Source organism: Isoptericola sp. BMS4, assembly GCF_011634835.1.
Classification (GTDB): Bacteria; Actinomycetota; Actinomycetes; order Actinomycetales; family Cellulomonadaceae; genus Isoptericola.
Genome location: NZ_SIRP01000001.1, coordinates 1,520,686 through 1,541,039, shown reverse-complemented (window position 1 = coordinate 1,541,039; position 20,354 = coordinate 1,520,686). Strand labels below are relative to the sequence as shown.

Genomic DNA, 20,354 nt, shown 5'->3' with positions numbered 1-20,354 from the left:
CCCCTCGCGGTACGGCCTCACAGCACCGCGGTGATGCCGATGAGGGCCAGCGGGATGCCGACGAACACGCCGAGCGTCCACGCGGCCGCCCACACCTTGTTGGTGGCAGCGAGATTACCGAGCCAGGTCGCGCCGCGCAGCGGGAGCTGGCGCATGAACGGCAGCCCGAAGACGACCAGCGCAGCGAAGACGTTGAACAGCACGTGGACGAACGCCGCCTGCAGCGCCAGCTCGCCCTCGGCCCCGGTGAACGCGAACGCCGCGATCAGCGCGGTGATGGTGGTGCCGATGTTCGCCCCGACGGTGAACGGGTAGACCTGCTTCAGGGTGAAGGTGCCCGACCCGGCGAGCGGGATCATGAGGCTGGTCGTCGTCGACGAGGACTGCACCATCATCGTCACGACGGCGCCGCTGGCCACGCCGCTCATCGGGCCGCGGCCGACGGACCGGTGCAGCACATGCGCCGCGCGCCCGACGAGGAGCACCTTGAGCAGCTTGCCGAGCCAGGTGATGACGGCCAGGATCAGACCGATCCCGAGCACGATCATGACGATGCCGTGCCAGGCGCCCGGCAGGAACGACGTGCCGGACTCGAGCAGGTTCGCCAGCGGCTCCGTCACCGCGTCCACGACGGTCCCGGCCGCGGCGAAGACGCTCGCGACGACCCCGCCGTCGGAACCTCCGGTCGCGTCCGCGAGCCAGCCCGACGCGCGCTCCAGCAGGCCGAACATCAGCTCGAGCGGCAGGAAGATCGCCACGGCGACGAGGTTGAAGAAGTCGTGCACCGTCGCGGCGGAGAACGCCCGGCGGAAGTCGTCGCGGTCCCGCGCCATGCCGAGGCTCACGAGCGTGTTCGTCATGGTGGTGCCGATGTTGGCGCCCATGAGCATGGGGATCGCGATCTCGATCGGCAGGCCGCCGGCCACCAGGCCTACCGTCACCGAGGTGGTGGTGGAGCTCGACTGCGTCGCGGCGGTGAACAGCACGCCCACCATCAGTGCGACGAAGGGGTTCGACGCGAACGCGAACAGCGACTCCGCCGTGCCTCCGGTGGCGGCCTTGAAGCCGGACCCGATGAGCTCGACGGAGGTGATCAGCACGTAGACGCCGGCGACGACGCCGAGCCAGTTCGCCCAGCTCAGCGCCCGGCCGGACAGGCCGAGGCGCTCGAAGGGGCTGACGAGGCGAGCGCGAGTGGCCGCGGTGCCCTCGACGGCCTCGGACGGGTTCTCGGTGGCGCCGGCCGGCCTCGTGGCGACGTCGGTCATGCGGGGGCTCCCCGTGGGTGATGGGCGCCGGACGACGCCCGCTGTGAACCTGACACCAGGAGCACACCAGCGGGGGGTGAAGTCACGAGGGATCGAAGGTTACGAGAAGATGAACACTTCGCGTGGTGTCCGTCACACGTTCACCCGGGCCACCCGCTGTGGGTACGAAGAGTGCGGGATTCCGGCCTGGAATCCCGCACTCTTCGTACCCACAGCGTCCGGGGACGCTCAGAGGTCGTAGGTGGCGACGACCGCGGCGTGGTCGCTCCAGCGCTCCTCGTACGACGGCGCCCGGTCGACCTCGACCTTGAGGGCGCGCTCCGCCAGCGCCGCGTTCGCGAGCTGGTAGTCGATGCGCCAGCCCCGGTCGTTCTCGTACGCCTTGCCGCGCCACGTCCACCAGGTGAACGGGCCGGGGCCGTCCCCACCGTGCGCGCGGCCCAGGTCCGTCCAGCCGAGCTCACCCGTCCACCGGTCCACGTAGGCGCGCTCGTCCGGCAGGAACCCCGCGCTCTTCAGGTTGCCCTTCCAGTTCGCGATGTCGACCTCGCGGTGGGCGATGTTGAGGTCGCCCGCCGTCAGCACGGGGTGGGCGGCCTCGCCCAGCTCGGCGAGCCGCGCCGTCACCTTGTCCAGGTGGGCGTACTTGGCCGCCATCGTGTGCTCCTGCCCCGGGTTCGTCGACCCCGAGTGCAGGTAGGCGGAGACGACGGTGACCAGGCCGCCGTCCGGCAGCACGACGTCGGCCTCGATCCACCGGCCGGTGTCCACCGGCGGCTCCTGCTCCCCCGCCGGGCCGTGCTGCGCCAGCCCGGTGCGCACCTCGCGCAGGGGGAACCGCGACGCGACCGCGACCCCGGCGCGCCCCTTGAGCTCGGACGGCTCGTGGGCCACGTGCCACCCGTCGAGGTACTCGCGCACCAGCTCGTCGGGCGCGCGTACCTCCTGCAGCAGGAGGACGTCGGGCGTCCGGTCGGCGATCCAGGCGTCCATGCGGCGCCGGAAGGCGGCGCGGATCCCGTTGACGTTGGCGGTGGCGACGATCAGCACGCCGCACATCCCATCACACGACGCCGACACGCCCCGTCACACGCGACGACGTGCCCGGGGAGCCGCCCGGTTCACTCCCCGGCGTAGGCGGCCTCCAGCGCGGCGACGTCGATCTTGCCCATCTGCAGCATCGCGTTCATCGCGCGCAGGTTCGCCGGCGTCGAGTAGTCGCCGCACAGGTCCTCGAGCTGCTTCGGGATCACCTGCCACGAGACGCCGAACCGGTCCTTGCACCAGCCGCACGGGCCGGGCTCGCCGCCTCCCGAGGTGAGGACCTCCCAGTAGTGGTCGACCTCGTCCTGGCCGTCGAGACGCAGGTAGAAGCTGAACGCCTCGTCCAGGTGGAGCGCCGGACCGGCGCTGAGCCCGACCACCCGGTGCCCGGCGAGCGTGAACTCGACCACGAACGGAGCCCCGGGCTCGACGCCCGGCACGCCCTCGGGCGCGACCTGCACGGCGTCCACGGAGGAGTCCGGGATGTGCGCGGCGTAGAACTCGGCGGCCTCGTAGGCCTTGTCGTTGCCGAACCACAGGTGGGTACGGACGTCGACCATCGTCGTCTCCCGTCGCCGTCGCCCGCCGGCCCCGGTGGCCGGCGGTGGTGTCGGGTGAGACCGCGCCCCGGCCGCGGACTCATCGGTGGGTCACGTGGCTTCCAGGCGTGCCCGCTCGGCCTCGACGTCGAAGGTGGCGGCGGGCCAGCGCGGGTCGACGGCCGCCAGAGTGCCGACCAGCAGGGCCTGGACCGCGAGGCGCGCATACCACTTCGCGTTCGCGGGCACCACGAACCAGGGAGCCCGCACGGTCGAGGTCCGCTCGAGGGCGGTCTGGAACGCGTCCATGTACCGCGGCCACAGCAACCTCTCGTCGACATCCTCCGGGTGGTACTTCCAGTGCTTGTCCGGTCGGGCGAGCCGCCGGCCGAGACGCCGCTTCTGCTCGTCCGCGGAGATGTGCAGCATCACCTTGACCAGGTGGACGCCGCGCTCGACGAGCCGGTCCTCGAACGCCGTGATCGCGCCGTACCGGCGCTCGATCTCGTCGGCGGGCGCGAGCCCCCGCACCCTGCCGATGAGCACGTCCTCGTAGTGCGACCGGTCGAAGACGCCGACGTACCCGGCCGGGGGCACCTCCCGCTCGACGCGCCAGAGGAAATCGTGCGCCAGCTCGGCGGGCGTCGGCGCCTTGAACGCCACCAGGCGGACCCCCTGCGGGTCGGCAGCGCCGACCACGTGCCGCACGACGCCGCCCTTGCCCGCGGAGTCCATGCCCTGCAGGACGAGCAGGACGGCGGGCGCGCACGGGTCGTCCCGGCTCTGCGCGAAGAGCCGTTCCTGCAGCGCGCCGAGCCGCTGTGCACCAGCCGCGAGGTCGGTCCGGCCGTCCTTCTTGGACCCCTCGTACCCGGGCGTCGCCTCCGGGTCGACGTCGGCGAGCCGGAACCCCCGCCCCACCCGGAGCAGGGTTCCCGGATCGTCCGTCCAGCCGTTCCCGTCTCCCGCGGTCATGTGTCCATGGTGGCGGACCCGGGCGAGTCAGACGGCCAGGCGCTCCGCGGTCTCGACGACGTTCGCGAGCAGCATGGCGCGCGTCATCGGCCCGACACCGCCGGGGTTGGGCGAGTACCACGACGCGACCTCGCGGGCCGCGGGGTCGATGTCGCCCACGACGCGCGACTTCCCGGTCTCCGGGTCGGTCTCGCGCGAGACGCCGACGTCGATGAGCACCGCGCCCGGCTTGACCATGTCGGCCGTCACGAGCCCCTTGACGCCCGCGCCCGCGACGACGACGTCGGCGCGCCGCACGAGCTCCGGCAGGTCGCGCGTGCCGGTGTGCGTGAGCGTGACGGTCGCGTTGACCGCTCGGCGCGTCAGCAGCAGGCCGATGGGCCGGCCCACGGTGACGCCGCGACCGAGGACGACGACCTCCTTGCCCGTCAGGTCGACGTCGTGCCGCAGCATGAGGTCGATGATGCCGCGCGGGGTGCACGGCAGCGGGGAGTCGATCGGCTCGTTGACGCGCAGCACGAGGCGACCGAGGTTGGTCGGGTGCAGGCCGTCGGCGTCCTTGGCCGGGTCGACGAGCTCGAGGACCCGGTTGGTGTCGATGCCCTGCGGCAGCGGCAGCTGCACGATGAACCCGGTGCAGGCGGGGTCGTCGTTGAGCCGCTGCACGGCGGCCTCGATGTCGGCCTGGGTCGCGTCCGCGGGCAGGTCCTCACGGAGGGACTCGATGCCCACCTCGGCGCAGTCGCGGTGCTTGCCCGCGACGTACCACTGCGAGCCGGGGTCGTCGCCCACCAGCAGGGTGCCCAGCCCGGGGGTCACGCCGCGCTCGCGCAGCGCCGTCACGCGCTCGCGCAGCTCCGCCTTGATCTCGGCCGCGGTGGCCTTGCCGTCCAGCTTCTGTGCCGTCATCCGTGCGTCCTCACCTCAGGGTCGTCGGTGCGCCGTGGCTGTCCCGGCGCCGAACATGTCGTTCCTCGGCGCCGAACATGTGGTTGGTCCGGGATTCGGCATACGAATCCCGGACCAACCACATGTTCGGCAGGCCACCGGGGCGGTGCGGGCTACTGCTGCAGGCCGGGGTAGAGCGGGAAGTCCGCGGTGAGCTTCGCGACGCGTGCGGCGAGGGCGTCGACGTCGGCGGACGCGCCGTCGCGCAGGGCCGTGGCGATGATGTCCGCGACCTCGGTGAACTCGGCGTCGCCGAACCCGCGCGTGGCGAGCGCCGGGGTGCCGATCCGCAGGCCGGAGGTGACACGCGGCGGGCGCGGGTCGAACGGCACGGCGTTGCGGTTCACGGTGATGCCCGCGTCGTGCAGGAGGTCCTCCGTCTGCTGGCCGTCGAGCGCGGAGTTGCGCAGATCGACGAGCACGAGGTGCACGTCGGTGCCGCCGGTGAGCACGGACACGCCCCGCTCGCCGACGTCGGCCTGCGACAGGCGCTCGGCGATGATCCGCGCACCGCGCAGCGTGCGCTCCTGGCGGTCCTTGAACGCCTCGGTGCCCGCCACCTTGAACGCCACGGCCTTGGCCGCGATCGCGTGCATGAGCGGACCGCCCTGCTGCCCCGGGAACACGGCCGAGTTGATCTTCTTGGCGTACTCGTCCTTGCTCAGGATGAAGCCGGAGCGCGGGCCGCCGATGGTCTTGTGCACCGTGGAGCTGGTGACGTCGGCGTGCGGGACAGGGGAGGGGTGCAGGCCGGCGGCGACCAGCCCGGCGAAGTGCGCCATGTCCACCCAGAGCTTGGCCCCGACCTCGTCGGCGACCTCGCGGAACGCGGCGAAGTCGAGCTGGCGCGGGTAGGCCGACCAGCCGGCGATGATGACGTCCGGGCGGTGCTCCAGCGCCCTCTTGCGCACCTCGTCCATCTCGATGCGGTGCGTGGTGGGGTCGACGCCGTAGGCGCCGACGTCGTAGAGCTTGCCGGAGAAGTTGATCTTCATGCCGTGCGTGAGGTGGCCGCCGTGGGCCAGCTCGAGGCCGAGGATCTTGTCGCCCGCGTTGATGAGGGCGTGGAGCACGGCGGCGTTGGCCTGCGCGCCGGAGTGCGGCTGCACGTTGACGGCCTCGGCACCGAACAGGTCCTTGGCGCGGTCGATCGCCAGGTTCTCCGCGATGTCGACCTGCTCGCAGCCGCCGTAGTAGCGACGGCCGGGGTAGCCCTCGGCGTACTTGTTGGTCAGGACGCTGCCCTGCGCCTGCAGCACCGCGCGGGGGACGAAGTTCTCGCTCGCGATCATCTCGAGGGTGTCGCGCTGGCGCGCCAGCTCCTCCTCGAGGACGGCCGCGATCTCGGGGTCGAGCTCGGCCAGGGGCGCGTTCATGGGGTCGGCAGTGCTCATGCGGCGTTCTCCTGCTGTGTCGGACGGCGGTCGGACGGCGGTCGGGCGGCAAGGCCCCTCGGACCGCCCAGGGTGTCGGACGGGGTCATCGAGCGAACGGGCCCAGGCGAACGACCCGTCGTCAGCACAGCGCGTCGCTCCCCGGTGGTGATCCACCTGTACGCCAGTCGCGACACGGTGATCCTAGCCGATCACCCGGCGGGGCAGGGCGGCCCGCGCCCGGACGCACGACCGCCCCGGGAGGCCACCGCCGTCGCGTGGCGGCCCTCCCGGGGCGGCGGGGCCCACGGCTACTTGATGGCGCCCAGGGACAGTCCGCCCTGCCAGTACTTCTGCAGGCCGAGGAACGCCGCGATGAGCGGCACGATCGACACCAGCGCGCCCGTGACGATGAGGTTCCACACCTGCTCGCCGCCGGCTCCGGCGTTCGACAGCGCCTGCCACTGGTTCAGGCCCACCGTCACCGGCAGCAGGTCGGTGTCGCGCAGCACCGCCAGCGGGAGGAAGAAGTTGTTCCAGCTGAACACCGTCGCCAGCAGGAGCACAGTGACCACGGCCGGGCGCAGGAGCGGCAGCGCCACGCGGAAGAAGAGCCGCAGCTCGCCGGCCCCGTCGACCCGCCCGGCGTCCAGCATCTCGTCGGGGATCGCGTCCTGCGAGTACACGCGCACGAGGTAGACGCCGATCGGGCTGAGCAGCGACGGCAGGACGACGGCCCACATCGTGTTGATGAGCCCGAGGCTGGACAGCAGCACGAACGTCGGGATGGTCAGGGCGGTGAGCGGGACCATGACGGAGCCGAGCAGCACGGCGAAGTAGGCGTTGCGCCCCTTGAACCGGTACTTGGCCAGGCCGTAGCCCGCGAGCACCGCCAGCACCGTGGACCCGACGCCGCCCGCGAACGCGTAGACGAACGAGTTCCGCAGCCAGATCCAGTAGATGCCGCCCTGGTGCTCGAAGAGGCCCCGGACGTTGTCCACCAGGGAGAACTCGGAGTTGAACCACAGCGCGCCCCCCGACCCGACGAACAGCCCGCTGTTCGACTTGGTCGAACCGACGACGAGGAACCACAGCGGCACCACGAAGTACAGGGCCATGAGGAGCAGGAACGTGTGCGAGCCGATGCGGCGGCCGCCGGCGCGTCCCGCCGGCCGGCGGGCGTCGCTCGCGGTGGACGAGGTGTTCCGGGTGATCGTGGCCATCACTTGAGTCCGCTCTGCTTGCGGGTCGCGAACAGGAAGATGTACGACCCGATGAACACGAAGATGCCGAGCGCGAACGCGATCGTGGACGCGTAGTTGAACTGGCTGTAGGAGAACGCCAGCGAGTACGCGTACATGTTCGGCGTGTAGTCCGAGGGGATCGCGCCCTGGGCGACGGACCGCAGCACGGTCGGCTCGGTGAAGAACTGCAGGGTGCCGATGAGCGAGAACACGAGCACCATGACCATCGACGACGACACCATCGGCACCTTGATCCGCAGGGCGATCTGCGGACCGCTGGCGCCGTCGATGCGCGCGGCCTCGTAGACCGACGGGTCGATCGTGCGCAGCGCGGAGTACAGGATGATCATGTAGTAGCCGACCCACTGCCAGGTCACGATGTTGACCAGGGACCCGAAGATCGCGCTCGAGCTGAGGAAGTCCGGGGCGTCGAGGCCGAACAGCCCGAAGATGTCGCCGGCGGGGCCGAACCGGGGGCTGTACAGGAACCCCCACATCAGCGCGCCGATGACGGCGGGCACGGCGTACGGCACGAAGATCAGCAGGCGGGACGCCTTGCTCAGCCGGGTGGCGAGCGTGTCCAGCACGAGTGCGCACAGCAGCGCCAGCCCGATCTGGATCGGCACCATGACGACGACGAACTTCGCGACGCGCGCCAGGCCCGCCAGGAAGATCGGGTCGGTGAAGGCCCGCGTGTAGTTGTCGATCCCCACGAAGACCGACTGGCCGCCCGTGGCGATGCCCTTGTTGTGCAGGCTCATCCAGAACGCGTACGCCAGCGGTACGACGAGGAAGAGCAGGAACACGATGGTGAACGGGGTGACGTAGAGCCATCCCCACCACTGGCGCTTGCTGTCGATGGTGCTGGTCGAGGCGTTCCGCCTGCCGCCGGGCCGCGCCCGGCCGGCGGGGGCGCCCGCCTCGGGCGCACCGACCGTCGTCGACGACGTCGTCATGTCAACTCCCTGCGCGATGCTGTGCGACGGGGGTCGCGGGCCGGCCCAGCGGCCCGCGACCCGGACCGTCACTGGACGGTGAAGCCCTGCTGCTGGGCGTACTGGACCAGGCTGTCCTGGATGGTCTGCAGCGCGGTGGCCGCGTCGCCGTCGTTCTCGACCATGTCGTACAGCGCCTGGGTCTGCTGGTCGTACGCGTAGACCTGGAAGGGGCTGAACGAGAAGCCCTGGTAGCCGTTCGCCGCCTCGAGGAAGACGTCGGAGTTGATCTGCTGCCCGCCGAAGAAGTCGTACTTCTTGTTGACGAAGTAGTCGGACTGCAGCGCCTCGTTCCACTGCGGGAAGAGGGCGGCGTCGTCGATCCCCGACTTCCAGGCGTCCATCGTGCCGAACAGGCCGCTCGCGACCTCGTACGCGGCCTCCTTGTCGTCCGCCTGCGTGGTGACCGCGAAGGTGGAGCCGCCCCAGTTCACCTGCACGGGGTTCGCCTCGTCCCATTGGGGCAGCGGGGCGGCCTTCCACGTCGCGTCGGTGTCGGCGTCGGAGAGCCCCTGGAGGTAGCCCGGGCCCCACGCCGCCGCCAGGTACACGGCGTAGGTGCCGTCCACCAGGCTGGTGTTGTAGTCGCTGGTGAACGCGTCGTCGGTCGAGACGAGGTCCTTGTCGACGAGGTCCTTCCAGTACGACAGGACCTGCTCGGACTCGGGCGTCGCCACGTCGATGCCGATCGTCTCCGGGGCGGAGGCGTCGTACTCGAACGGCGCCCAGCCCGCCTGCGCGAACAGCGCGTAGTTGAGGGCGTTGCCGTTCGTCGGGTAGTTCGTGATGTAGCCCTCGTAGCCCGCGTCGCGCAGGTCCTGGGCGGCCTTCGCGAAGTCGTCCCACGTGGTCGGCGGCTCCACGCCGTACTTCTCGAAGATGTCGGCGCGGTACAGCATGCCCATCGGGCCGCCGTCGACCGGGATGGCGTACACGGCGTCGCCGCTGCTGACGTCGGACCAGGAGCCCGGCGTGAACTGGGACTCGAGCTCGGACGCGCCGTAGGCGGACAGGTCCTCGAGCGAGCCGAGGATCGTGTACGTGGGCAGGACCTCGGACTCCAGCATGATCACGTCGGGGGCGCCGGAGCCCGCCTCGATGGCCGTCGAGAACTTGTTGTACTCGTCCGCTCCTTGACCGGCGTTGGTCCAGCAGACCTGCACGTCGTCGTGGGACTCGTTGAACTGGTCCACGATCTTCTCGAACGCGGGGTACCAGGCCCAGACGGAGACCTGGGTCGCGTCGGGTTTCGCGATCTCGTTGGTGCAGCTCTCCTCAGCGCCGCCAGAGGCAGCGCCGTCGTCGCTGCCGCCGCCGGACGAGCAGCCCGTGAGGGCGAGCCCGACGGTGAGAGCCGCGGCGACGGCCGCTCCGCGCTGGAACGTCCTGATGCGCATCCGAGTCCTCCTTGAGTCGATCTCTGCGCGTGGGGCACGGCGCCCCACGAGGTGCCACCTGCGGTGGCGGCGCCTCGATCCCTGCGTCCGTGCAGGTGGTGACGGAGAAGTCCCGTCGCCCCGCTCTCTAACGTTGTAGATCTGCGGACAGTGAGTTTTCTACACCGTTGTAGAGCGTGCTCGCAACCCCTTCCGGGGTGTCGTGATCAGTTCGAGCCCGACGAGCCGGCGACGCCCCCGGTCACGACGCCGCGGCGGCGCGCCGCGGCCCTCCGCTCGACGCCCGCTCGACCACGGAGAAGTCGGCCACGACCCGCCTCGGGGGCACCTGCGAACCCCCGATCCGCTCGATGAGCATGTCCACGGCCGTGCGGGCGATCTGGTCCCGCCCGGGGGCCACCGAGGAGAGCTGGGGCTCGGCGTACTGGGCGTCGTCGACGTCGTCGAACCCGATGACGGCCACGTCGCCCGGTACCTTCACCCCGCGGTCGTGGAGCACGTGCAGCGCCCCGAGGGCCAGGGCGTCGTTCATCGCGAACACGCCGTCCAGCTCGACTCCCGAGTCGAGCAGCCGCGACATCGCCTCGGCACCGGTCGAGCGGTGCCACAGCCCCGCCGCCCCGACGAGCGCCGGGTCGAACGGCAGGCCGGCGTCGGCCAGTGCCTGCCGGTACCCCTCGAGCCGCAGATGGGCGGAGCCCATCCGCTCCCCCGGATGGGCGCCGAGGACGGCCACCCGGCGACGACCCTGTGCCACGAGGTGCGCCGTCGCGGCGCGCGAGGCGTCGACGTTCGCCATCGTCACGTGGTCGACCGGCCCCCCGAACATCCGCTCTCCCAGCAGCACCATCGGGTACTCCACCGCGAGCAGGTCGGTCTCCTCGGGCTCCAGCGCGAGCGGCGAGAAGAGGAGCCCGTCGGTGAGGCGCCGGTGCGGCGAGGTCAGCACCTGCAGCTCGCGCTCGCGCGTGGCGCCGGTCTGCTCGATGAGCACCACCAGCCCGCGCGCCTCGGCGGCCCGCATCACGGCGTCCGCGAGCTCGGCGAAGTACGGCAGGGAGAGCTCGGGCAGCGCGAGGCCGATCATGCCGGTCCGCCCCTGGCGCAGGCTCCGCGCCGAGAGGTTGACGGTGTACCCGAGGTGCTCGATCGCCTCCTCCACCCGCGCCCGGGTCTCCGGGCGGATGTGGGGGTAGCCGTTGACGACGTTGGAGACCGTCTTGATGGACACACCGGCACGGGCAGCCACGTCGTGCATGGTGACGGGCATCGAACCTCCTCGAGCGACGCACGGCCTGTGGCCGCTGGGGCAGAGCCCACCACAGCCTAGGTGACACCGACGGTGGTGCCGTGATTCACTCTACATCGTTGTAACGTGATGGTGCGTCCAGCGCGGCGCGTGGCGACCCCTGGACCGCCGCACCGGCACCCATCTCGACAAGGGAGTTCGAGCCCCATGCCCGACCAGCAGCCCACGCCGACCGACCACCGGCACCCTGCCGCGCGCCCGCGCGTCACGCTCCACCCCGACTTCCGCCGCGGCGCCGTCGACCGCCGCCTGTTCGGCTCGTTCGTCGAGCACCTCGGTCGCGCCGTGTACACCGGCATCCACGAGCCGGGGCACCCCACGGCGGACGAGCACGGCTTCCGCAAGGACGTGGCCGAGCTCGTGCACGAGCTCGGCGTCCCGATGGTCCGCTACCCCGGCGGCAACTTCGTCTCCAACTACGTGTGGGAGGACGCCGTCGGGCCCGTCGAGCAGCGCAAGCCGTTCCTCGACCTGGCCTGGCGCACCGTCGAGCCCAACCTCGTCGGCACGGACGAGTTCCTCCAGTGGGCCGAGCGCGAGGGCATCGAGCCGATGATGGCCGTCAACCTCGGCACCCGCGGCGTCGACGCCGCCGCCGCCCTCGTCGAGTACTGCAACGGCGAGGCCGGCACCCGGTGGGCCGACCTGCGCATCGCCAACGGCCGCACCGAGCCCTACGGGGTGAAGCTGTGGTGCCTCGGCAACGAGATGGACGGGCCCTGGCAGATCGGGCAGAAGAACGCGCACGAGTACGGCAAGCTCGCCTTCGAGGCGGGCAAGGCGATGAAGCTCGTCGACCCGTCGATCTCCCTCATCGTCTGCGGCTCGTCCTCCATGCAGATGCCCACCTTCGGCGAGTGGGAGCGGACCGTCCTGTCGTACACCTACGACCTGGTGGACCACATCTCCATGCACGCGTACTACGAGGAGATCGGCGGCGACCGGGCGTCGTTCCTGGCCTCCGGCACCGCGATGGACCGGTTCATCGACCGCGTCGTCGCGTCCGCCGACGCCGTCGGGGCCGAGCGCCGCTCGGACAAGAAGATCACGATCAGCTTCGACGAGTGGAACGTCTGGTACAACGAGACCCGCTTCGGCGGCGAGGAGAACCTGCCGATCCAGCGGGACGCCCCGCGGATCATCGAGGACGTCTACTCGGGGCTGGACGCCGTCGTCGTCGGCGACCTCATGGTCACGCTCCTCAACCACGCCGACCGCGTGCCGGTGGCCTGCCTGGCGCAGCTCGTCAACGTCATCGCGCCGATCATGACCGAGCCCGGCGGCGAGGCCTGGCGCCAGCCCACGTTCCACCCGTTCGCCACGACGGCGCGCCTCGCCCGCGGCACCGCGCTCGACGTCCGCGTCGAGGCGCCGACCTCCACCACGGACCGCCACGGCGATGTGCCGCTCGTCACCGCCGCCGCCACGGTGGACGACGACGGGGCGCTGGGCCTGTTCCTCACCAACCGGTCCGACCGCGAGGTCGAGGTCGAGCTGGCCCACGTCGGCGCCGGTCTCGAGCTCGCCGAGGGCTGGCGGATGGTCGCCGACCACGAGCCGGCCGTGCACGGGCCGGAGCACGCGGCCAAGGTCGCGCAGACGTGCTGGTCCGCCCTCGACACGGCCGACGCGGTCGCGGCCACCGACGGCGGGACCACGACCGTGCGCCTCGCCCCGGAGTCCTGGACCGCGTTCGCCGGGACGTTCGCCCGCGCCTGACACGGGCGTCCGCCCTCTCCCCGCCCGACCGCCGGGGAGAGGGCGTCCGACTACCGGCCCGCGGCCAGCCGCGCCTGGCGCGCGATCGGGTTCGGGCTGGGGTCGTCGACCCGCGCGCCCGGCGGCGGTGGCACCGGGCCGTGGCGCACGGGGTCGTCGGTCTCGACCATCCACTCCTCGAGGCGGGCCCGCAGACCGGCCAGCGCCACGGCGGCCCACGGCTCGCCCGCGACGTTCTCCGCCTCCTGCGGGTCGAGCAGCCGGTCGAAGAGCAGCTCGCGCTCGCGAGGGCGCGAGCCCCAGCCCGCCGCGAGGAGGACGTCCAGCGCCGGGGATTCCGCCTCGTTGCTCACCGGGTCACTGCCCAGGTCGTCGAACCGGCGCACGTAGCACCAGCGGTCGGTACGTACCGACCGCTGCGGCGCGTACGCGACGTGGAACGTCGTCTCCCCGAACACGGCGTCGTGCAACCGGTCGACCTCGCCCGACGCGAGCGGCTGGAGAGGACGTCCCGGCAGCGGGGCGGGCACCTCGACCCCTGCCGCCCGGTATAACGTGGGGAGCACGTCGAGCTGGGTGACGAGTGCGTCCACGACCCCGCCCGCCGGGAACCCCGGGCCGCGCACCAGCAACATGACCCCCAGCCCGTGGGTCGTGAGCTGTCCCTTCATCGACGGGAAGGGCAGGCCGTGGTCCGTGGTGCACACGACGACGGTGTCCTGCGCCAGGCCGTGCGCATCCAGCGCGTCCAGGACGGCACCGACGCCGTCGTCCAGCCGGCGCAGGCTGGCCCGGAAGCGCGCCATCTCCTCGCGCACCTCCGGCGTGTCGGGCAGGGGCTCGGGCGGGCGCAGGTATCGCGCGTCGTCCTGGGCCTCGGCGGCGTCGAACTCGCGGTGCGTCTCGCGGAAGCCGACGTCGAGGAAGAACGGTTCGTCGCTGTCCCGCTGGCCGGACAGGAACTCCACGGCCGCCGCGCTGACGTCGGGGGCGTCGCGCGAGGCGACCGGGAGCACCTCGCTGTAGCCGACCTGCTCCCAGTCGGTGCTGACGTGCTGCACGCCCGCGAGCGCCGTGGTGTAGCCCTCCGCCCGCAGCGTGCGAGCCACGTGCTCGTCCGGGTCCGACAGGGCGAAGCCGCGGTTCGCGAGCCCCAGCATGCCCACCTCGTGCGGGTAACGGCCCGTGGTGAGCGCCGCGCGGGACGGCGAGCACGTGGGCGCTGCCGCGTAGGCGTCGCGGAAGACGACGCCGCCGGCGGCGAGGCGCTGCAGGTGCGGCGTCGGCGCGGCGTACCCGTAGGGGCTCACGTAGCGGCCCGTGTCGTGGGAGTGCAGGTACACGAGGTTCGGCCGTCTCACGGAGCGGTTCATCGCGATCCTCTGGTTCGGGTATCTCGCGGGGGCAGGTACGGGCGTGGCGCCGGTCACCCGGCGCCACGCCCGCCGTGGTCAGGTCGTCGTCACGCCGTGATCGCCAGGCCGTAGGCGAGGTTCGCGTAGCGGTCGGTGTCCGGCTGCTCGGCCCAGGCGACGTCGGCCAGGTCCCAGTCGACGTTGCCGGTCTGCAGCACGTCGGTGCGCCCGCCGCGGCTGAGGTTGGCGAGCTGCCCCTGCGCCACGACGTTGTCCCGCACGGCGAACGTCTGGCCGGAGGCTCGGTCGCCCGTGCGCAGGTCGCCGTACGCGATCGCGACGTCGGTGGCAGCGTCGATCGTGTTCCGGTCGATCGTGGTCATCGAGGCCGCGTCGGCGCGGTGCTGGACCACCAGCAGCGGGATGGCGGCCGGGTCGGCGTTCGCGATCTGCAGCCGGTTGTCCCGCACCACGCAGGAGCGCCCGAGGCCGTTCTGGCGGCCGAGCGCGACGTAGACGTCGTCGGCCGCAGTGGCGTTGGTGAACCGGAACTCGTTGCCGACCAGAGACTGGGAGCTCTTCGAGTGTCCCACCAGTCCGTCCAGCACGACGTTCTCGAAGTAGTTGTCGGTGATGGCCACGTCCCCGTAGTTGTCGAGGCGTAGCACACCGAAGCCCTCGGCACCGTCCCAGCGGAACGTGTTGCCACGCACGGCGAACTGCTCGGGCACCCCGTCGTCGTCGAAGCTCGCGATCTGCCGGAACACCTCCCGCCCGTGCTGCTGGCCGACCGGCCCCATGTCGGCCGCCGCCGGGCCCTGGATCGCGACGTTGTTGCTGAACACGCCGTTGCGGCAGCCGTAGAACACGCTGTAGCAGAAGTTGCCCGCGTACTTCACCGTGTTGCCGTCCACGGTGAAGTTCTGGCACCCCTCCATGTCGATCGCCGTGTCGATCGAGTACTCGCACGTGTTGCCGACGACGGAGATCTCCGAGCCGTTGTTGCCGTAGATCGCGCCGTTGTTCCGGTGCAGGTAGTTGTGCGCGATGGTGAACTGCAGGCACCGGCGCAGGAAGTGCTTCTCGCCGCCCTCCCCCTTGCGCGCGCCGCCGCCCCACCAGGAGACCTGAGCGAATCGACAGATGTTGCCGGTGATCACCGCACGCTTGACGAAGTTCAGGCGCAGTGCCATGACGAAGTACGTGACGCCGTCGACGTGGTTGTCGGTGAACCAGACGTCCTCGCACAGGTCGTCCGTCGAGTCCGGCGAGAAGCCGGCCTGGACCGCCGGGTCCCCGCTGGTCCCGGGATTGCCGCGGTCGTACGCGCCGTTCATCTCCAGCTCGTGGCACACGAACGCTGCCCCGCAGTTGACGAAGGTGCATCCGGCGATCGTCACGCGACGGGCGTTGACCAGCTTGAAGACGCCGTTGCGCTGCTGCTCGAGCGACTCGAACGTCAGGTCACGCACGGTGATGTCGTACGAGAACGCCCCCGTCGGGTCATCCATCACCTTCTGCTCACGCAGCCGGAAGAACCCGCCCCGGACGTGGATGTCGTCGGTGTCCTCGATCGGGATCGTGAAATAGATCCGCGAGTCCCCGTCGCCACGCAGCGAGGTGCGCTCTCGCATCGCGATGTAGTCGCTCACCAGGTAGCGCGGCGCCGTGTTGGGGAAATAGATCACCCGGCCCTGGTTCTCGTCGATCGCCGCCTGGATCGCCGCGGTCCAGTCCCAGTCCGCCTCGGCATCGCTCTGGTTCGGCACGAGCGAGACGTACTCGTGGATGTCGACCCAGCTCGGCACGGGCGGCGCGGTGGGGTCGGCCGCGGCGACGCCGGCCTGTCCCTTCCCGTCGCCCTTGCTCCGTGGCAGGGCTGTGGCGGGCGCGCCCCCGGACAGCGCGAGCGCGCTCGCGGCGGCGCCGGTCAGGCCGAGCCCGAGGATCCGGCGACGGGTCTGGTGGCCGGCTCCTTCAGCCGGCGAGGCGGTCCCTGTGGTGGACGTGATGGGCATGATGGTGCTCCTCCGTCGTTGGAGAGTGGCGTGGCTCAACCGCACGGTCGGCGGTCGTCTGCGGGATCGGCCGCTCGGTTCGAGCGGTCCGAGGGTCCGGGTGGTCGGCGAGGCGTCAGCCGACGTCCGGGCCGAAGTGGAGCGCGCCGAACCGCTCGCGGTCAGGCGCCTGGTCGACCCGGACGGGCGTCAGGTCGAAGGTCGTGTTGTTCGCGTGGCCCTGGTCGCCGCGGACCCGCGCGCCGCCGTCGTCGGGGTGGGTCGACAGGTTCGCGACGATGCCGCCGCCGCGCACCTTGTTGTCGGCGAAGTCGAAGTACTGGTGCCCCGACTCGCTCGCGTCGGCCCAGTCGACGTAGGCGATGGCGATGTCGGTGGCGGCGTCGATGACGTTCCCCGCCACGACGGTCAGCTTGTTCTTGCCCGGGTTGCCCTGCTGGACCACCAGGGGGATGGCCGCGGGGTCGGCGTTCTCGATGCGGAGCGTGTTGTTCTTCACGCTGAGGACGGAGGCCCCCTCGGGCCGCTGGTCGCCCAGCTGGACGTAGACGTCGTCCGCCTTGCTGGCGTTGGTGAAGCGCAGGTCGTTGTCGTGGAAGGTCTCGTCGTACTTCTGGGCGATGGGGACGTCCTTGTCGAACCCCTCGACCACGACGTTGACGAAGTGGTTGCCCGTCACCTCGGCCTGAACCTCGCTGGCCGTGCCGAAGGAGCCGAAGCCGGTGTCGTCCTCCCACACGAACGTGTTGCCACGAAGCGCGAACTGGTGCGGGCGGTCGTCCTCGAACTGGGCGACGCGCCGGAACACGTGCTTGCCCATCTGCTCGGCGATGTCGCCGATGCCCTCGGCCTTGCGCCCCTGGATCGCGACGTTGTTGCTGAAGACGCCGTTGTCGCTGGCGTACAGGACGGCGTAGCAGAAGTTGCCCGCGTAGCGGCAGACGTTGCCGTCGACGACGTAGTGGGTGCAGCCCTCCATGTCGATGCCGACGTCGACGGCGTACTCGCAGACGTTGCCGGTGATGGTGAGGTCGGTGCCGTTGTTGCCGTAGATCGACCCGTTGTTCCAGGACAGGTAGTTGTTCGCGATCGTGAACTGCCGGCACCGGCGCAGGAACCTCAGCTCGCCGCCCTCGCCCTTGCGCGCGCCGCCGCCCCACCAGGAGATGGAGGCCCACCGGCAGATGTTGCCGGTGACCACGGCACGCTTGACGAAGTTGAGCCGGACCGCCATGACGAAGTACGTCTGCCCCTCCACGCGGTTGTCCGTGAATCGGACGTCCTCGCACAGGTCGTCCGTCGAGTCCGGGGAGAACCCCGCTTCGACCGCCGGGTCGCCGCTGGTCCCGGCGTCGCCGCGGTCGTAGGCGCCGTTCATCTCCAGCTCGTGGCACACGAACACGCCGCCGCAGTTGACGAACGTGCACCCCGTGATGGTGACACGGCGGGCATTGACGAGCTTGAAGGCGCCGGCGCGCTGCTGCTCGACGGACTCGAAGGTGAGGTCGCGCACGGTGATGTCGTACGAGAACGCCCCCGTCGGGTCGTCGATCACCTTCTGCTCCCGCAGCCGGAAGAAACCGCCCCGCTCGTGGATGTCGCCGGCGTCCGGGAGGGAGATCGTGAAGTAGATCCTCGAGTCGCCGTCGCCCACGAGCGTGGTGCGCTCGCGCAGCGCGACATAGTCGCTGATCAGGTAGCGCGGGGCGGTGTTCGGGAAGTAGACGACGCGGCCCTGGTTCTCGTCGATCGCCGTCTGGACCGCCGCGGTCCAGTCCCAGTCGGCCTCAGCGGCGTGCCGGTTCGGGACGAGCGAGGCGTACTCGTGGATGTCGACCCAGCTGACGACCGGGGCCGTGTGGCCGTTCCCCTGACCGTAGCCCCTGCCCCGCTCCAGCGCGGTCGCGGGTGTCGCGCCGGAGAGCGCGAACGCTCCGGCGGCCGCTCCGGTGAGGCCGAGACCCAGGATGCGGCGGCGGCTCTGGTGCCCGCTGGTCCCGTCGTGCTCACTGAGACCCGTGGTGGGCGTGGCGGACATGGTGGTGCTCCCTCCGTCGTTGGAGTGCGATACCGCACGGTGCCCTGCGTTCGCCTACGATATCCGATGACCGGTCACTGTCAACCGTTACTGTCAACCGTCATCTCACCAGACCGACGAGCCGAGGAGCCTCCCCATGCCGCCACGCCCGCCGTACGACCGCTGGTACCCCGACAGCCCGATCGACGGCACCTTCGGGTATGACCTCGACGGGCTGTTGTCCGTGCGCCCGGCGGACGAGCCCGAGGGCTTCGCACGGCTCTGGCGGGAGTGGTACGCCGCGGCGCGCACGGCCCCCGCCGACGCGGTGCTCGAGCCGCTCGGGCGCGCGGGGGCGCACGACGTCTCGCGCGTCACGTTCACAGCCGCTGACGGGCTGCGGCTCCGCGGCTGGGTCGGGCTGCCTGCTACAGACCTGGCGCGCGTCGGGATCGTGCACGGTCACGGGTACGGCGGGCGCGACTTCCCCGACCTGGAGCGCGTCCCCGCCGACGCGGCGGTGATCTTCCCCGTCGCCCGGGGCCTGGGCGCCCTCAACGCCGGCCTCGGCGCGCCGCCGGTGAACGTCGAGCACGTGGTGCACGGCATCGACGACGTCGGCACGTACGCGCTCGGTCGCTGCGCGGTCGACCTGTGGCACGCCGGCACGGCGCTGCTCGAGGTGCTCGCCGAGACCGGTGCGGACGACGTCCCGCTGTACCACGTCGGCAAGAGCTTCGGCGGCGGGATCGCGGCCCTCGCCGCGCCGTGGGACGACCGCGTCGTGGGCGCCACGCTCGTCGTGCCAAGCTTCGGCCAGCACGACCTGCGGCTCGCCGTGCGATGCCTGGGCAGCGGCGAGGCGGTGCGGCGGTACGTGGCCGAGCACCCCGAGGCTCGCGAGGTGCTGCGCTACAGCGACGCGTCCGTCGCCGCGCGCCACCTGCGCGTGCCGGTGCGCGTGGAGGCGGCGGCGTGGGACACCCACGTCCCGCCGCAGGGCCAGCTGGCCATCGCCAGTGCCGTTCCCGGCCCCGACGACGCCCCGGACGGCGGCCTCGAGCTTGAGGTCTACCCGGCGGGCCACGCCTGGTACCCGGGCCTGCGCGAGGACGAGGCCGCCGCGTACGCGGCGACGCACGACCACGTGCGGCGCGCCGTGGAGCGCGCCGCACGTGCCGTGCGGTGAGCGGGGCGGCGCCCCTCAGCCCTTGAGCCCGGAGAACCCGGCGCCCGCGACGATGTGCTTCTGGAAGACGATGAACAGCAGCACGGGCGGCAGGGCCGCGATGAACAGGGCCGCGAACAGCATGTTCTCCTGCACGAACGGGGCGATGCGGGCCAGCGCCACGCTGATGGGCTGCGCCCCCGAGTCGGGGATGGCGATCAGCGGCCAGAGGAAGTCCTTCCAGGACGCCATGACGCCGAGCAGCCCGACGACGGTGAGGATCGGCTTGGACATCGGCAGCACGATCCGCCGGAAGATCGCCCACGGGCCGGCACCGTCGATCTGCGCGGCCTCGAACAGCTCGCGCGGGATCCCCTCGAAGAACCGCACGCACAGCAGCACGCTGAACCCGTGCACGCCGGCCGGCAACCAGACGCTCCACACGGTGCTCTGCAGGTTCACGCCCACCAGCGGCACGTCGAGGATCGTGAGGTACAAGCCGATGAGCAGCACCGTCGGCGGCAGCAGCAGCGTGGACAGCACGGCGCCGTACACGGCCTTCGAGTAGCGCGGGCGGAGCACGGCGATGCCGAACCCGAGGGTCGTGGCCACCAGCATCTGGAAGAACACCGAGCCGCCCGTGAGCACGACCGTGTTCCACAGGTACCGCCCGACGCCGAGCTCGCTCCAGGCGGAGGCGAAGTTCGCCCACTGCGGGTCGCTCGGCCACAGCCGGAACGGCTCGCGCAGGATCTCCTGCGTCGGCGAGATCGCGGACTTCGCGAGCCACAGCAGCGGCAGCACGGACAGCGCGAACACGATGAGGAACATCACGAGCTGCAGCGGCGTCAGCACTCGGCGAACCGCGGGGCGCTGGTGGTCCGCCGAGGACAGCAGGCCTCGGCGATCGTCCACACCGCCCCGGCCTGCCGCCCGACGGCGTCGGTGCGGCGGGGGCGACGGCGGGACGTCCGCGCCGGCCCGA

The 20,354-nt window shown here is 71.3% G+C and carries 16 protein-coding genes and 1 riboswitch; of the genes, 2 read left to right on the top strand and 14 right to left on the bottom strand.

Features of this window, described 5'->3' with window-relative positions:
• Window positions 1-17 precede the first annotated feature (17 nt).
• The 10 genes from EYB28_RS06830 to EYB28_RS06785 all read right to left on the bottom strand — a co-directional run bounded on the left by EYB28_RS06830 (window position 18) and on the right by EYB28_RS06785 (window position 11,053).
• Complete coding sequence (locus EYB28_RS06830; protein ID WP_166845961.1) at window positions 18-1,268, bottom strand: Na/Pi symporter; 1,251 nt, start codon at window positions 1,266-1,268, stop codon at window positions 18-20.
• A 228-nt stretch (window positions 1,269-1,496) separates the two neighbouring features.
• Window positions 1,497-2,318, bottom strand: a complete 822-nt coding sequence (locus EYB28_RS06825) for an exodeoxyribonuclease III (RefSeq protein WP_166845960.1) — start codon at window positions 2,316-2,318, stop codon at window positions 1,497-1,499.
• Window positions 2,319-2,389: 71 nt separating this feature from the next.
• On the bottom strand, window positions 2,390-2,872 hold the full coding sequence (locus EYB28_RS06820; RefSeq protein ID WP_166845958.1) for a VOC family protein: 483 nt from the start codon (window positions 2,870-2,872) through the stop codon (window positions 2,390-2,392).
• A 90-nt stretch (window positions 2,873-2,962) separates the two neighbouring features.
• The gene (locus EYB28_RS06815) at window positions 2,963-3,826 is read right to left on the bottom strand and encodes a PPK2 family polyphosphate kinase (RefSeq protein ID WP_166845957.1); all 864 of its coding nucleotides are present in this window, start codon (window positions 3,824-3,826) and stop codon (window positions 2,963-2,965) included.
• A 27-nt stretch (window positions 3,827-3,853) separates the two neighbouring features.
• Window positions 3,854-4,735 carry a bifunctional methylenetetrahydrofolate dehydrogenase/methenyltetrahydrofolate cyclohydrolase gene (locus tag EYB28_RS06810; protein WP_166845956.1) on the bottom strand — a complete coding sequence of 294 codons (882 nt, stop codon included), beginning with the start codon at window positions 4,733-4,735 and terminating at the stop codon, window positions 3,854-3,856.
• Window positions 4,736-4,887: 152 nt separating this feature from the next.
• Window positions 4,888-6,168 carry a serine hydroxymethyltransferase gene (gene glyA / locus EYB28_RS06805; RefSeq protein WP_166845954.1) on the bottom strand — a complete coding sequence of 427 codons (1,281 nt, stop codon included), beginning with the start codon at window positions 6,166-6,168 and terminating at the stop codon, window positions 4,888-4,890.
• Between the two features lie 93 nt (window positions 6,169-6,261).
• Window positions 6,262-6,349: riboswitch (ZMP/ZTP riboswitch) on the bottom strand.
• 109 nt (window positions 6,350-6,458) lie between these two features.
• Window positions 6,459-7,370 (bottom strand): carbohydrate ABC transporter permease, encoded by a 912-nt coding sequence (locus EYB28_RS06800; protein ID WP_166845953.1) that lies wholly within the window; start codon window positions 7,368-7,370, stop codon window positions 6,459-6,461.
• Window positions 7,370-8,347: a carbohydrate ABC transporter permease gene (locus EYB28_RS06795; protein ID WP_166845952.1), complete on the bottom strand. Its 978-nt coding sequence runs from the start codon at window positions 8,345-8,347 to the stop codon at window positions 7,370-7,372. Before EYB28_RS06795 ends, EYB28_RS06800 begins: the two co-directional genes overlap by 1 nt.
• Window positions 8,348-8,415: 68 nt before the next feature.
• The gene (locus EYB28_RS06790; protein ID WP_166845951.1) at window positions 8,416-9,783 is read right to left on the bottom strand and encodes an ABC transporter substrate-binding protein; all 1,368 of its coding nucleotides are present in this window, start codon (window positions 9,781-9,783) and stop codon (window positions 8,416-8,418) included.
• 241 nt (window positions 9,784-10,024) lie between these two features.
• Window positions 10,025-11,053, bottom strand: coding sequence for a LacI family DNA-binding transcriptional regulator (locus EYB28_RS06785; RefSeq protein WP_166845949.1), 1,029 nt, complete (start codon window positions 11,051-11,053; stop codon window positions 10,025-10,027).
• Window positions 11,054-11,239: 186 nt separating this feature from the next.
• On the opposite strand from EYB28_RS06785, the gene EYB28_RS06780 reads away from it, so the two are divergent.
• Window positions 11,240-12,811 (top strand): alpha-N-arabinofuranosidase, encoded by a 1,572-nt coding sequence (locus EYB28_RS06780; protein WP_166845947.1) that lies wholly within the window; start codon window positions 11,240-11,242, stop codon window positions 12,809-12,811.
• Window positions 12,812-12,861: 50 nt separating this feature from the next.
• Here EYB28_RS06780 and EYB28_RS06775 read toward each other — a convergent pair whose 3' ends face one another.
• The 3 genes from EYB28_RS06775 to EYB28_RS06765 all read right to left on the bottom strand — a co-directional run bounded on the left by EYB28_RS06775 (window position 12,862) and on the right by EYB28_RS06765 (window position 18,222).
• Window positions 12,862-14,172 carry a sulfatase gene (locus EYB28_RS06775; RefSeq protein WP_205710861.1) on the bottom strand — a complete coding sequence of 437 codons (1,311 nt, stop codon included), beginning with the start codon at window positions 14,170-14,172 and terminating at the stop codon, window positions 12,862-12,864.
• A 101-nt stretch (window positions 14,173-14,273) separates the two neighbouring features.
• Window positions 14,274-16,184: a right-handed parallel beta-helix repeat-containing protein gene (locus EYB28_RS06770; RefSeq protein ID WP_166845943.1), complete on the bottom strand. Its 1,911-nt coding sequence runs from the start codon at window positions 16,182-16,184 to the stop codon at window positions 14,274-14,276.
• 115 nt (window positions 16,185-16,299) lie between these two features.
• The gene (locus tag EYB28_RS06765; RefSeq protein ID WP_166845941.1) at window positions 16,300-18,222 is read right to left on the bottom strand and encodes a NosD domain-containing protein; all 1,923 of its coding nucleotides are present in this window, start codon (window positions 18,220-18,222) and stop codon (window positions 16,300-16,302) included.
• A gap of 136 nt (window positions 18,223-18,358) precedes the next feature.
• Here EYB28_RS06765 and EYB28_RS06760 point away from each other — a divergent pair, with 136 nt between their 5' ends.
• Entirely contained in the window at window positions 18,359-19,390 is a 1,032-nt protein-coding gene (locus EYB28_RS06760; RefSeq protein ID WP_166845940.1) for an acetylxylan esterase, read from the top strand.
• A 15-nt stretch (window positions 19,391-19,405) separates the two neighbouring features.
• Here EYB28_RS06760 and EYB28_RS06755 read toward each other — a convergent pair whose 3' ends face one another.
• Window positions 19,406-20,224, bottom strand: a complete 819-nt coding sequence (locus tag EYB28_RS06755) for a carbohydrate ABC transporter permease (protein ID WP_240930418.1) — start codon at window positions 20,222-20,224, stop codon at window positions 19,406-19,408.
• Window positions 20,225-20,354 lie beyond the last annotated feature (130 nt).